Here is a 13,171-nt window from a genome sequence, read left to right as displayed (position 1 = left end):
TGGCCCGCTCCCGGCGGGCCGGTGTGCGTCGCCCCCGGGCGGGGTCGTGACACCACCCGCACGCGCGAAGGCGACGGGGCATTATGCGACACGAATTGATCTCTTGTCAGCCCTGGGGTGATGCTCCCGGAATGGGAGGTGTCAGACGAGTCGTCGGTCCGCCGCCCAGCGGGACAACTCGTATCGGTTGGACATCTGGAGCTTGCGCAGCACGTTCGACACGTGCGTCTCGACCGTCTTGATCGAGATGAACAGCTCCTTGGCGATCTCCTTGTACGCGTACCCCCGGGCGAGCAGGCGCAGCACCTCGCGCTCGCGGTTGGTGAGCTGGTCCAGCTCGGGATCGGCGACCGGGGCGTCCGGCCGGGCGGCGAAGGCGTCCAGCACGAACCCGGCCAGCCGGGGGCTGAACACGGCGTCCCCGTCGGCCACCCGGCGGATCGCGTCGGTCAACTCATCGGGGGAGATGGTCTTGGTCACGTAACCCCGGGCACCCGCCCGGATCAGCCCGATCACGTCCTCGGCGGCGTCGGACACGCTCAGCGCGAGGAACTTCACCTGCGGGTGGGTACGGCGCATCGCGTCCAGCACCGCCCGCCCGCCGCCGTCGGGCATGTGGACGTCGAGCAGCACCACGTCCGGCCCGGTGGCGGCGATCCGGGCGACCGCCTCGGCCACCGTGCTCGCCTCCCCCACCACCTCGACGTGCGCCCCCAACTCGGCCCGGACCCCGGCCCGGAACATGGCGTGGTCGTCGACCAGGAAGACCTTCAACCGTTGCGCCCGGTCCGCCGAGCCCGTCCCCGGTTCCATCGACTGTTCCGCCATCTCAGCTGTCCCTTTCCGCCGTGGAGCCGGTGCCGGTGATGGGCAGCATCAACCGGACCTCCGTCCCCTCTCCGGGCTCGGAACGGATCTCCGCCCGGCCACCGTGCCGCTTCATCCGCCCGATGATCGACCCTCGGACCCCGTGCCGGTGATCCTCCACGGTATCCGGGTCGAAGCCCTTACCCCGGTCCCGGACGAAGACGCTCACCTGCTCCGACTCGACCTCGGCATAGAGCGACACCGTCTGCACCCCGGCATGCCGGGCCGCGTTGACCAGCGCCTCCCGGGCCGCCGCCACCAGCGCGCCCACCCGTTCGTCGGTCTCCCGGTCGCCCACCACCACCGCCTCGACGGTGATCGCGAAGGTGTCCTCCACCTCGGCGGCGGCCTGCTCCAGCGCCGCCGCGAAGCGCTCGGTCGGCGAGGCGGTCGGCTTGTAGAGCCAGTTGCGCAACGACCGCTCCTGGCCCCGGGCGAGGCGCTGCACCGTCTTGACGTCGCTGGCGTTGCGCTGGATCAGGGCGAGGGTGTGCAGCACCTGGTCGTGCACCATGGCGGCCAGCTCGGCACGCTCCTGCTCGCGGATGCGCCCCTCCCGTTCCGAGCGGAGCTGGTTCCACGTCCGCCACAGCACCGGCCCGGTGACCACCCCGACGCCGGCCAGCCCGACCAGGGCGAAGATCACGCCGTTGACGACCGCGTCGAGGTTCTGCACCGGGGAGTAGACCGCCGCCACGCCGATGATGCCCACGGCCACCAGCACCGCGCCCCCGGCGAAGCGGAGCACGAGGGCCCGCCGGTCGGTCTCCTCCACCACCGCGCCGAGCCACGGCACCGACATCGACCCGCTCCACTGCCGGCGGCGCTCCGGCGCGGACTGGTGCCAGATCACCCCGGCACCGACCGCGATGATCGCCACCAGCCAGCCTGCGGTGCCCGCCGCGCCGACCGAGTCGAAGAGCATCACCTGGACCAGCAGCACACCGAGGCCGATCGCCACGAACGGCAGGAGCTGCCCGGGGTCGCGCCGGGGCGGCGTGGCGGTGTCACCCGGTCGCAGCGGCACCACCGCCCAGAACGCCGCGTACAGCAGCAGGCCCAGGCCGCTGAGCCCGAGCAGCACCATGAACGCGACGCGCACCCGCAGCACCGAGATGCCGAGGTGGTCGGCGATGCCGGCGGCCACCCCGGCGGCCAACCGGTGCTCGGGCTCCCGGTAGAGGCGGGGTGGCGGCGGGGTCACGACGCTGATCGGAGGCTCCCTGGTCACGGTGGGTGGTGGCGGGACACCGGGCGGTACGGTGCCGCTCCGATCGTCACACGCCCGGGACGTCGCCGACCACGGGGACGCCCCCGACATCCGCCCGCCGGGATCTCAGGGTGGGGTCAGGGTCGGTTCCGGAGGCAACCCGGCCCGACGACGGCGCAGGATCGAGTCATGACCGAGGACCCCGCCCTGCCGCCGTACCCTCCGGTGGCCGCACCGGGTGGTACGCCGCCGCCCGGTCCCGCCGCCGGGCCGGACCCCACGGCGTCCGCGTCGCCCACGGGGGGCGACGACGCGCCACCACCGCCCGGTGGCTACCCCCCGCCGTCCGGCGGGGCCAGCTTCACCTCCCGGTACGGCCTGGTCCGGCCCCGCGACGGCCGTTACCTCGCCGGGGTCTGCGCGGCGATCGGCCGGGCCACCAACACCGACCCGGTGCTGTGGCGGGTACTGCTCGCCGTGCTCGGGTTCTTCGGCGGGGTGGGCATCCTGGTCTACGTCGCCGCCTGGTTGATCATCCCGGGCGAGGGCGACAGCGCCTCCCCGCTGGAGTCGATGCTCGGGCGGGGCCGGTCGAGCATGTCCCCGGTCACCGTGATCATGCTGACCATCCTGGTCGCGGTCAGCTTCGGCTACATCGTCACCGACGCGTTCCGGGCGGTGCTGCTGGGCGCGGCGATCCTGATCGGTGGCGCGCTGCTGCTCAACCGGGACGGCCGGTCCGGCTTCGCCGCCGCCGTGCCGGCACCCGCACCGGCCGGGCCGCCCGGACCGGTGCCCCCGGTCGGCTACCCGGCGCCCGCCCCGTTCACCCCGCCCGCGCCCGCCGTGCCGTTCCCGGCCGGCGTCCCGGCGGCCCCCCGGGCCGGCGGTGCGGCGGGCTGGCCCGCGCAGGGCCCGACCGCTGCGCTGCCGCCCTGGCCGCCGGCCCGGCCGATGGAGATCACCGCGACCCGGTCGGAAGCGCCGGGCTGGCCGCCCCGCCCACCGGTGCCCGGTCGACCGGCCGCCGCACCGGCCGTGGTCCCGCCGTCACCCGGTACGGGCTACCGGCCGCCGTTCGCCCCGCACGGCCCGTACGCCCAGGCGGGCCCGCCGCCCCCGCCCGCGCCCCGGGTCAGGCCGCCGAAGAAGCCGAAGGAACGCTCGGCGCTGGGTGCCGCGACCTTCTCGCTGATCTTCCTGGTCCTCGGCGTGGTGGCCATCCTGGACCTGCTGGACGTCTTCCCGATCGGCGCGGCCGGCTACTTCGCGGCGGTGCTCGCCACCATCGGGCTCGGCCTGCTGGTGGGCACCTGGTTCGGGCGGGCCCGCTGGCTGATCGCCCTCGGTCTGGTCGCCGCCGCCGCGCTCGCCGTCGCCACCGTCGCCGAGTCCTACGACCGGGTCCGGGGCGTCGACGGGGCGGTCACCTGGGCACCGACCAGTTACCGGGAGCTGGCCGACCGCTACGAGAACAGCTTCGGCGACACCACCCTGGACCTGCGCGCGGTGGACTTCGACAAGCGGGACACCGACCTCACCGTGGTGGTCAACTTCGGAGAGGCCACCATCGTGGTCCCGCCGAACGTGGACGTCACCGTGGTGACCAACGTCAAGGCCGGGGAGGCGACCGTGTTCGGGCGACGTAGCGCCGGATTCGAGGGACAGGCACGGCAGGTCACCGACCTGGGCCCGGACGGGGCCGGCGGCGGCACGCTGCGGCTCACCGTCCAGGTCAACGCCGGCAACCTGGAGGTGACCCGGTGAAGGCCCACCGCACCGACCTGGTGTCGTTCGTCTTCGGGCTGCTCTTCGTCGGCCTCGCCCTCTGGTGGCTGCTGGCCCAGATCCTCGGGTTGGCCCTGCCCGCGGTGGGCTGGTTCCTGGCCGGCGCGCTGGTGCTGATCGGGCTGCTCGGCCTGGTCGGCGCGGTGCGGTCGGCGCGGACCACCGACGTCGGGCCGCCGGCCGGCGGCAGCGGCCCGACCCCCACGCCGGCCGAGGGTGGCGGCCCGACCCCCACGCCGGTCCCGGCCGGCCCGACGACCGACCCGGCGGGTCGGTCGGTGAGCGGCCCGACGGGCAGCCCGCCGGGCGGACCCGCGGGCGGGTCCGACGACCGGGCCGGCTGGCGGGACACCGCCGAACTGCGCCTCGGCGACCCGGCCGACGAGCCGGGACGGCCGGGCACCGTGGAGCGTCGCCCCGGGCAGGACGAGCCGACCCGGATCGGCGACGGGAACACCCTGCGGCGGCCGGCCGACGACCCGGTCACCGGCCCGCCCGGCACCCCATCCCGGCCGCCGAGCTGACCGCGCCGGTGCGGGCGGCCTCCGCCGGCTCGTATGCTGGCCGGGGAGAATCCGCCTCCGTCGGCCGAGCCCCGCCGGTGGCCGCGCGCCGGGCGGCCGGCCCGGGTACGCCTCGTCCGGGCACCCGAGGCGGTCCCGCCGCGAGTCCGTCTACCCCGTCAGGAGCCCGCCCGACATGACCCAGTCCCCCGCCGTGCGCCCCTCCGGTCCGTCCGGTCCGGTCCGCATCGGCGAGCGTGCCGCCCGTACCCTCGTCGCCGAACTCGCCCGACGCAACGACCCGAAGGCCGCCCTGCTGGTGGGTGCGGTCCCCGGGGCCGCGGTCCTCGCCGCGGCGATCGACGCGCTGCTGCCGGGCGACACGCTGACCGTCGTGCCGGACCCGACGACCGACGCCGCCACGCTGCGCGACCACGTGACGGCCCAGGGCCGCTGGGTCGCCGACCGGGTACGGGTGGTCGACTCGCTGGCCGAGGCGGACGCCGCCGAGCTGGTCATCGCCGCCGAGCCGTTCACCGGCACCGGTGAGCAGACCCGCGACGCCATCGACGGCCTCACCAAGTACCTGACCGACGGCGCGGTGCTCAGCGTCGCCGCGCCGGTGTTCCGTACCGAGGGGGCCGCCGCCGAGCTGGACCGGCACGGCGTGCTGCACGGTGTGCGTTCCGACCTGGTGCTGCGCAACTCCCCGCCGGTACGGGTGCACCACCTGCGGTTCACCCCGGCCAGTGCCGCGTCGGCCGCCCGGCTCGCCCCGGCGTACCGGCCGTCGAGCGTGCCGCTGACCCGGGGCATGCACATCGACTCGAACGGGGTCGCCGCGGCAGGCATCGCGCTCGGTCTGGCCGCCGTCGCCCGGGTCGCCCGGCCGAAGTCGAAGCTGTGGCTGGTGCCGGCGCTGGCCGCCGCACCGGTGGCCGCGTTCTTCCGGGACCCGCAGCGGGACGTGCCGGAGGACCCGTCCGCGGTGGTCGCCGCCGCCGACGGTCAGGTGCTGTCGGTGCAACGGCTGCACGACGAGCGGTTCGGCGACGGCGAGTGGCTGCGGATCGCGGTCTTCCTGTCGGTGTTGGACGTGCACGTCAACCGCTCGCCGGTGGCCGGCAAGGTGGTCGACTACTTCGTCGCCGACGGCGGCTTCGTCAACGCGATGAAGCCGGACGCGGAGCACAACGTCGCCGCCTACACGGTGTTGGACACCGCCCACGGCACGGTGGTGGTGGCGCAGCGGACCGGGTTGATCGCCCGGCGGATCGTGCAGCGGGCTCCGGTGGGGGCGCTGCTGGCCCGGGGCGAGCGGTTCGGGCTGATCCGCTTCGGCTCCCGGACCGACGTCTACCTGCCGGCCGACGCCGCCGCCCCGCTGGTCGGCCCCGGCGACAAGGTGGTCGGCGGTTCCTCGGTCATCGCCCGCTGGAGCTGAGCCGACCCCGGCACCGACACGGAACAGGGGCGCCGCGGTCGCGGCGCCCCTGTCGTGTAGCTGTTGGACGGGTCAGACGGTACGGCGCTGGTGCAGCCAGAGCAGCGGCCCGCTGACCAGGTAGCCCACCACCACGAGGGCGAAGGTGAGCCGGATGTCGACAAGTGCGCCGACGGCCGGGGCCAGCCACAGCCACGGCGGCAGCTTGACCAGCCGGGCCAGCTTGGCGTACGGGAAGCTGGAGACCATCGCGAAGGCGAGCAGCGCCACCCCGCCGATCTGCACGGTCGCCGGCAGCGGCAGTTCGATGGCCACGCCGAGCGCGAGCACGGCCGCCGCCATCGTGGTGGGCACGCCGCAGAAGAACCGGCCGTCCTTGGGGGAGACGTTGAACCGGGCGAGCCGGATCGCGGCGCACGAGGCGACCAGGGCTGCGGCGACCGCCGCGGCGGCGGTGGGTGCCGATCCGGCCAGCGAGGCGTAGACCACCACCGGGGCGGCCAGGCCGAAGGAGCACATGTCGGCCAGCGAGTCCATCTGGGCGCCGAACGGGCTGGCCACGCCGAACCTGCGGGCGAGCGCGCCGTCGAGGCCGTCGAACACGACGCAGGCGATCAGCAGCAGGGCCGCGATCCGGGGCTGGCCGTTCATGGCGATGAAGATGGCGTTGATGCCGAGCACCAGGCTGGCCAGGGTGCAGGCGTTGACCAGCGCGAACTTCATCCGCCGGGCGGGGGTACGCGCGCCGGGGAGCAGCGGGATGGCCATCGCGGGCGACTCGTCGACTCCGGCGGTGGGGCCCAGGACCGGGCTGACCGGGGCGACCGCCTCGATCTCGGCGCGGTCGAGGGTGATACCGCGACGGTCGAAGCCGTACCGGCGACGCTGGCGGTCGACGCGGTGCTCGGGAAGGACCAGATCGGTGCCGCTGAGCTGGTCACCGTCCCGGCGACCCACCCGGACCAGCAGTACCTGGCGGGCGAATGTGCTGCTGCGGCGCAACCGGCCGGCCCAGCGACGCCCTGCGGGGCGCGGACTGTCAGTCGTACGACGCCGGCGCCATGGGGCTCTCGGCACGTTTCCTCCATCACCGGATCGGCTGGCCGCCCGTGCGGGCGGGTGTCCGGCTGTCTCGTGCCGGACCGCTCTTGGCCCGGCAGCCGTTCAAGCGGAGTACACCATTGCACAGCGGCGTGGTGGTTGGCGATAGCTGCCGGCGGTACTTATAACCTCGTTAACCGCGCAAACCGCTGTCTTGTTCCCATCTCGGACTTCTGGGTCCGTTTTTCGGGCTTCCCCGCCCGTTTTCTTCGCCAACCGCAGGGCCGACTTTACCGGAGCACCACCAGGTCGGCTCGGCGAGCGTCCGTCAGCCGACCGCCCACCCGGTCGCCAACACCGCCACGTCCGTCATCGCCAGGCCACTGAGCTGGGAATACGTGAACCAGGCAGCGCTGGCCGTCGATCCGCCGGCCTGCTCGGTCACCACCGGCCCGGTCGGCTCGTCGACCAGCACCCGGTAGATCACCCGCACGCCGTGCCAGTCCAACGGACGCCCCTCGGGGCCCACCGCGCCCGGATTGTGCAGATTGTCGGCCAGAATCAGCCGGTCCACCCGACCCCGCTGACCCGTTTCCTCGACCAGTTCCCGTAACAGACCGTCGACCGGCTGCTCACCGTGATCGGTCCCACCGCCGGGCAGGTGCCAGAGTCCGGCACCCGGATAACCGGGCGCGATCATCGTGAGCAGCACCCGCCCGTCGGGATCCGTGACCAGCCCGTACGCGGCGAACCGCTGCCGCCGGTCGGCCGACTCCGGCACCGCCGGCTCCACCGGCACCCCGGAGGGCGGGCCGGCGGGAGGCGGCGGGACGGGCAGGCCGAGCAGCTCGGCGGTGAACGGCACCAGCGGCAGCGTCGCCGCCTCCTGCGGGGTGCACCAGGCCAGCTCACCGGGGCCGTCCCCGCCGCAGGCCCCCGACGGGGGCGCTCCCCCGGCCAGCGGCAGGTCGCCCGGGACCGTGACGTCGAACACCAACCGGTCGGTGTGCACCGGCCCGGCGGCGTCCGCCGGGTCCACAGCGGTCAGGTCGGCGACGGCGGCGCGTATCCCGGCGACCGCCACGGCCAGCCCGGTCCGCCCGGCGCACTCGCGGACCACGGTGTCGGCCGGATGCTCCGCGTGCCGCACGACGCCCCCGGGCAGCCGCCAGAACCCCGCCGCCGGATCGGACGCCGGATCGCCGGTGGGGTCGCCGGCTGCACGCCGCCCGCGTACCAGCAGCACCCGGCCGGCCTCGTCCGCACACCAGCCGTACGCCGCGATCCGTCGTCGCTCCTGCACGTCACTCCCCCGCCCGCGCGATCCGCCGTCGATCATGAGGCTAGCGGTCGTCCGGGCGGGGCGGGTGCCGTCGTGCCGGGCCGCCGGTGGTGCCACCGACGGGCCGGCGGGCAGGCCCGGTCAGGCGGTGAGCCGGGCGGCCTGGACGGCCTCGGCGGTGACCTCGGTGAGCCGGTCGGTGGGCAGCGCGCCCAGCTCGTCCCGGGCGAACCAGCGGGCCTCGCAGGTGGAGCCGCCCACGTCGGTGACGGTCGGCGGGGCGGGCTGGTCGACCATCACCCGGTAGAACGCGCGCACGCCGTGCCAGTCGATCGGGTAGCCCTCCGGGCCGAGCGAGGCGGCGTCGCGGTGGCTGGCGACCCCGAGCAGCTCGACCAGCCGGCCGGTCTGCCCGGTCTCCTCGACAAGTTCCCGGATCAGCGCCGCGCCCGGCTGCTCGCCGTAGTCGGTGCCGCCGCCGGGCAGGTGCCAGCAGCCCGCGCCCGGGTAGCCGTCGGAGACCCGGGTCAGCAGCACCCGGCCCTCCGGATCGGTGGCCACCGCGTACGCGGCGAAGCGCTGCGCCCGGTGCAGCCCGTCCGGGCCGGGCACGGCGTAGAAGGAGGGGAACTCGGGGGCCTCGTCGGGGACCACGTCGGCCGAGGACGCCGGCAGTCCGAGCGCGCGGGCGGTGAACGCCCGCAGCGGCAGCTCCCGCGCCTCGTCGAGGGTGTACCAGCGGGCCAGGTCGGTGGAGCGGTCCACCCGGTCGGTGAGGGTGCCGCCGCGCACCGACACCTGGTAGATCAGGCGGTCGGTGTGGATGGTGATGCCCCGCTCGGGCAGGGCGCGCATGTCGGCCAGGACGTCCGCCAGGCCGGCGACGGCGACCGAGAGGCCCGTCTCGGCGGCGGTCTCCCGGACGACTGTGTGGTTCGGGTCCTCGCCGTGGTCGACCGCCCCACCGGGCAGGGACCATACGCCGGGGGTGCCGGAGCGCTCCGATGCGCGGACCAGCAACACTCGGCCGACTGAATCTGCACAGACTGCATATGCCGCGATCCTGCGGAGCGGCTCCAGCAAGGTGGTCACGGAGCCAAATTCTCCCCGGGTCGCGTTACCGACGCGGAAAAGAGTCGGATTCCTGACTCAGGGCTGGCCACTCAGGGATCGATCAGGGTAGGACTCCGGGCGGTCACCGAGGTCGACGGGGCGGCCGGCGCGGACCGTGGAGACATGACCTCGACGAGCACCCCCCACGCCCCGTACAAACAACTCCGCAGGCCGACCACCGACCGGATGGTGGCCGGCGTCGCCAGCGGCCTCGGTCGCTACTTCGCCGTCGACCCCACCCTCGTCCGGGTGCTGTTCGCGGTGGCGACCCTGGTCACCGGCGGTGTCGCCGCGCTGGCGTACCCGGTCATGTGGTTCCTGATGCCCGAGGAGCCGGCCGGCGCGCCGGCCTGGCCGCACCCGGCCGACCCGACGGCGCAGCCCCGGCCGACCTGGCCGCAGCAGGCGGCCCCGACGGCCCGGCCGACGTCGGCGGAGCCGGCCACCTGGCCGCAGCCGAGTGGACCGCAGGCCGGTGCGCCGACGTCGCAGCCTCAGCCGCCGGCGACCCCGCCGACGGCCGGCTGAGCCCCGCTCACTCCCACTCGATGGTGCCCGGCGGCTTGCTGGTCACGTCCAGGACCACCCGGTTGACCTCGGCGACCTCGTTGGTGATCCGGGTGGAGATCCGGGCCACCACCTCGTAGGGCAGCCGGGACCAGTCGGCGGTCATCGCGTCCTCGCTGGAGACCGGGCGCAGCACCACGGGATGCCCGTAGCTGCGCCCGTCACCCTGCACCCCGACGCTGCGCACGTCGGCCAGGAGCACCACCGGGAACTGCCACACGCCCCGGTCCAGGCCGGCGGCCGTCAACTCCTCCCGGGCGATCAGGTCGGCCTGGCGCAGCAGCGCCAACCGCTCCCGGTCGACCGCGCCGATGATCCGGATGGCCAGCCCCGGCCCCGGGAACGGGTGCCGCCAGACCATCGCCTCGGGCAGCCCCAACTGGAGCCCGAGCGCCCGGACCTCGTCCTTGAACAGCGTGCGCAGCGGCTCGACCAGGGCGAACTTCAGGTCCTCGGGCAGCCCGCCGACGTTGTGGTGGCTCTTGATGTTGGCGGTGCCGGTGCCGCCGCCGGACTCGACCACGTCCGGGTAGAGGGTGCCCTGCACCAGGAACTCGACGTCGCCGTGCGCGGCGATCTCCCGGGCGGCGGCCTCGAACACCCGGATGAACTCCCGGCCGATGATCTTCCGCTTCTGCTCCGGGTCGGTCACCCCGGCCAGCGCGCCGAGGAACCGGTCGGCCGCGTCGACCACCTTGAGCGTGATGCCGGTGGCCGCGACGTAGTCCTTCTCCACCTGCTCGGCCTCGCCGGCCCGCAGCAGGCCGTGGTCGACGAAGACGCAGGTGAGCTGGTCACCGACCGCCCGGTGCACCAGCGCGGCGGCGACCGCCGAGTCGACCCCGCCACTCAGGCCGCAGATGACCTCCTTGTCGCCGACCTGGGCCCGGATCCGGGCCACCTGCTCGTCGATGATGTTCTGCGGCGTCCAGGTGGGCTCGATGCCGGCGATGTCGTAGAGGAAGCGGCGGAGCATCTCCTGCCCCTGCGCGGTGTGCCCCACCTCGGGGTGGAACTGCACACCGGCCCGGCGGCCGGCCAGGTCCTCGAACGCGGCGACCGGGGCACCGGCCGACTCGGCGGTCACCGTGAACCCGGCGGGGGCCTCGGTCACCGCGTCGCCGTGGCTCATCCAGACCGGCAGGTCCGCCGGCAGGTCCCGCAGCAGCACCCCCGGGTCGAGCAGCCGGGGACGCAGCGGGGTGCCGCCGTACTCCCGGTTGCCGGTCCGGGCGACCGTGCCGCCGAGCGCCTGGGCCATCGCCTGGAAGCCGTAGCAGATGCCGAAGACCGGCACGCCCGCGTCGAACAGCCCGGCGTCGATCTGCGGGGCGTCCGGGGCGTAGACGCTGGACGGGCCGCCGGACAGGATGATCGCGGCCGGGTCCTTCGCCAGCATCTCGGCGACCGGCATGGAGTGCGGGACGATCTCCGAATAGACCTTCGCCTCGCGCACCCGGCGCGCGATGAGCTGGGCGTACTGGGCTCCGAAGTCCACCACGAGGACGGGGCGAGGCGTGCTCATGTGGGCAAAGCCTACCGACAGTCACACCCGCCCCCGGCACGGGCCGCCCCCGGGCGTGCCGCGCCCGGTCAGCGCCGGTCAGCCGCGCAGCGCGCCGGGGGCGTCCGCCGGGACCGCCGGGTGCCGCGGGGGCACCGACGCCACCGGGGTGTACGCCGACCCGAGCGGCGGCCGGGGGTCCGCCTCCCCCCGGTTCGGCCAGTACGACATCGCCCGCTCCGCCTGCGCGGTGATCGTCAGCGACGGGTTCACCCCGAGGTTCGCCGACACCGCCGCCCCGTCGACCACGTGCAGCCCCGGGTGGCCGTACACCCGGTGCCAGGGGTCGACCACGCCGTCGGCCGGGGTGGCACCGATCACCGCTCCGCCGAGGATGTGCGCGGTCATCGGGACGTCGAACGGTTCGGTGAGCGCCCCGCCGGGGGTGCCGCCGATCTCCTCGGCGAGCAGCCGGACCGCCCGGTTGCCGGCCGGGATCCAGGTCGGATGGGGTGCGCCGTGCCCGGGGCCGGACACCAGCCGCCGCCGGCCCAGCGGCCCCCGCCGCCAGTGGGTGGTCAGCGAGTTGTCCGCCGACTGCATCACCAGGGCGATCACCGTCCGCTCGGACCAGTGCCGCACCGAGAGCATCCGGGCGGCCAGCCGGGGCTGCCGCACGATCGCGCCCAGCCAGCGCCGGACCCGGTGCGGGCCGCCGTCGACCAGCAGCGACTGGAGCAGCCCCATCGCGTTCGCGCCCCGGCCGTAGCGGACCGGCTCGACGTGGGTCTGCGGGTCGGGATGGAACGAGCTGGTGATCGCCACCCCGTCGGTGAAGTCCAGCCCCCGCTGCCGGGCCTGCCGGCGGTCGACCGACGCGCCGAGGATCGCCTCCGAGTTGGTCCGGGTCAACGCGCCGAGACGGTCCGACAGGTGGGGCAGCGCGCCGGTCTGCCTCATCGCGTGCAGCAGCCGCTGGGTGCCGAGCGCGCCGGCCGCGAAGACCACCTGGTCGGCGTGGAACACCTGACGACGTCGGCGCAGCCAGGCCCCGGTACGCCCGGCGTGCACCAGGTAGCCCCCGCCGTCGGCCGGCCGTACGGCGGTGACCGTGGTCAGCGGGTGGACCCGCGCGCCGAGCCGTTCGGCAAGCCACAGGTAATTCTTGACCAGGGTGTTCTTGGCGCCGTGCCGGCAGCCGGTCATGCACGACCCACAGTGCGTGCAGCCGGTGCGTTCCGGCCCCGCCCCGCCGAAGTACGGGTCCGCCACCCGTTGCCCGGGGCGGCCGAGGTGCACCCCCACCGGGGTCGGCCCGAAGGTGTGCCCGACCCCCATCCGCTCGGCCACCGCCCGCATCGCCCGGTCCGCGCCGGTGTGCCGGGGGTACGGGGTGACCCCGAGCATCCGTCCGGCCTGGTCGTAGTGGCTGGCGAGTTCGGCCCGCCAGTCGGTGACGTCACGCCACTGCGGATCGGTGTAGAAGGCGTCAGGCGGCTGGTAGAGGGTGTTCGCGTAGACCAGGGAGCCACCGCCGACGCCGGCACCGGAGAGCACCAGCACCCCGCTCGCGGCACCCCGGGCGGCCGGACGGAGCAGGGTGATCCGTTGCAGCCCGTAACAGCCCAGGCGGGGGGCCCAGAGGAATCGGCGCAGCCGCCAGGAGGTCTGCGGGAACTCGTCGTCGGCGAACCGCCGGCCCGCCTCCAGCACGCCGACCGTGTAGCCCTTCTCGGCCAGCCGCAGCGCGGCGACGCTGCCGCCGAAGCCGGACCCGATGACGAGCACGTCGTACCGCATGACCGCATCATTACCGGCGGGTAGCCATCGCGCCAGTGCCGGATTTCGCGCG

Annotated in this window: 10 protein-coding genes and 1 pseudogene; 4 read left to right on the top strand and 7 right to left on the bottom strand. The window is 74.7% G+C overall.

Annotated features, from left to right (window positions below):
- Positions 1-141: 141 nt before the first annotated feature.
- Both B5D80_RS21925 and B5D80_RS21920 read right to left on the bottom strand, forming a co-directional pair.
- Positions 142-828, bottom strand: coding sequence for a response regulator (locus B5D80_RS21925; protein WP_088645796.1), 687 nt, complete (start codon positions 826-828; stop codon positions 142-144).
- A gap of 1 nt (position 829) precedes the next feature.
- A complete protein-coding gene (locus B5D80_RS21920; RefSeq protein ID WP_088645795.1) occupies positions 830-2,098 on the bottom strand; it encodes an ATP-binding protein in 1,269 nt (422 codons plus the stop codon).
- Positions 2,099-2,266: 168 nt separating this feature from the next.
- Between B5D80_RS21920 and B5D80_RS21915 the strand changes: the two genes are divergently transcribed.
- From B5D80_RS21915 to B5D80_RS21905, 3 genes and pseudogenes are all read left to right on the top strand, one after another.
- Positions 2,267-3,844, top strand: a complete 1,578-nt coding sequence (locus tag B5D80_RS21915; protein ID WP_088645794.1) for a PspC domain-containing protein — start codon at positions 2,267-2,269, stop codon at positions 3,842-3,844.
- A pseudogene (locus B5D80_RS21910) lies at positions 3,841-4,083 on the top strand (hypothetical protein); the annotation flags it as partial. The gene B5D80_RS21915 and the pseudogene B5D80_RS21910, both read left to right, overlap by 4 nt.
- Before the next feature lie 481 nt (positions 4,084-4,564).
- A complete protein-coding gene (locus B5D80_RS21905) occupies positions 4,565-5,812 on the top strand; it encodes a phosphatidylserine decarboxylase (RefSeq protein ID WP_088645793.1) in 1,248 nt (415 codons plus the stop codon).
- Between the two features lie 72 nt (positions 5,813-5,884).
- Here the strand turns inward: B5D80_RS21905 and B5D80_RS21900 are convergent, their stop codons facing one another.
- From B5D80_RS21900 to B5D80_RS21890, 3 genes are all read right to left on the bottom strand, one after another.
- Positions 5,885-6,814, bottom strand: coding sequence for a CDP-alcohol phosphatidyltransferase family protein (locus B5D80_RS21900; protein ID WP_088645792.1), 930 nt, complete (start codon positions 6,812-6,814; stop codon positions 5,885-5,887).
- Positions 6,815-7,181: 367 nt separating this feature from the next.
- Positions 7,182-8,156, bottom strand: coding sequence for an NUDIX hydrolase (locus B5D80_RS21895; protein ID WP_088645818.1), 975 nt, complete (start codon positions 8,154-8,156; stop codon positions 7,182-7,184).
- 120 nt (positions 8,157-8,276) lie between these two features.
- Entirely contained in the window at positions 8,277-9,227 is a 951-nt protein-coding gene (locus tag B5D80_RS21890; RefSeq protein WP_088645791.1) for an NUDIX hydrolase, read from the bottom strand.
- A 144-nt stretch (positions 9,228-9,371) separates the two neighbouring features.
- On the opposite strand from B5D80_RS21890, the gene B5D80_RS21885 reads away from it, so the two are divergent.
- Positions 9,372-9,776, top strand: coding sequence for a PspC domain-containing protein (locus B5D80_RS21885; RefSeq protein ID WP_088645790.1), 405 nt, complete (start codon positions 9,372-9,374; stop codon positions 9,774-9,776).
- A gap of 7 nt (positions 9,777-9,783) precedes the next feature.
- On the opposite strand, the gene guaA is transcribed toward B5D80_RS21885, so the two are convergent.
- Positions 9,784-11,340, bottom strand: a complete 1,557-nt coding sequence (guaA, locus tag B5D80_RS21880) for a glutamine-hydrolyzing GMP synthase (RefSeq protein ID WP_088645789.1) — start codon at positions 11,338-11,340, stop codon at positions 9,784-9,786.
- Positions 11,341-11,418: 78 nt separating this feature from the next.
- The gene (locus B5D80_RS21875) at positions 11,419-13,119 is read right to left on the bottom strand and encodes an FAD-dependent oxidoreductase (RefSeq protein WP_088645788.1); all 1,701 of its coding nucleotides are present in this window, start codon (positions 13,117-13,119) and stop codon (positions 11,419-11,421) included.
- Positions 13,120-13,171: the final 52 nt, after the last annotated feature.

The organism is Micromonospora wenchangensis (assembly GCF_002210435.1).
Lineage (GTDB): Bacteria > Actinomycetota > Actinomycetes > Mycobacteriales > Micromonosporaceae > Micromonospora > Micromonospora wenchangensis.
Note: the sequence above shows the minus strand (reverse complement) of the source record. Positions and strands in the feature narration are given on the sequence as shown.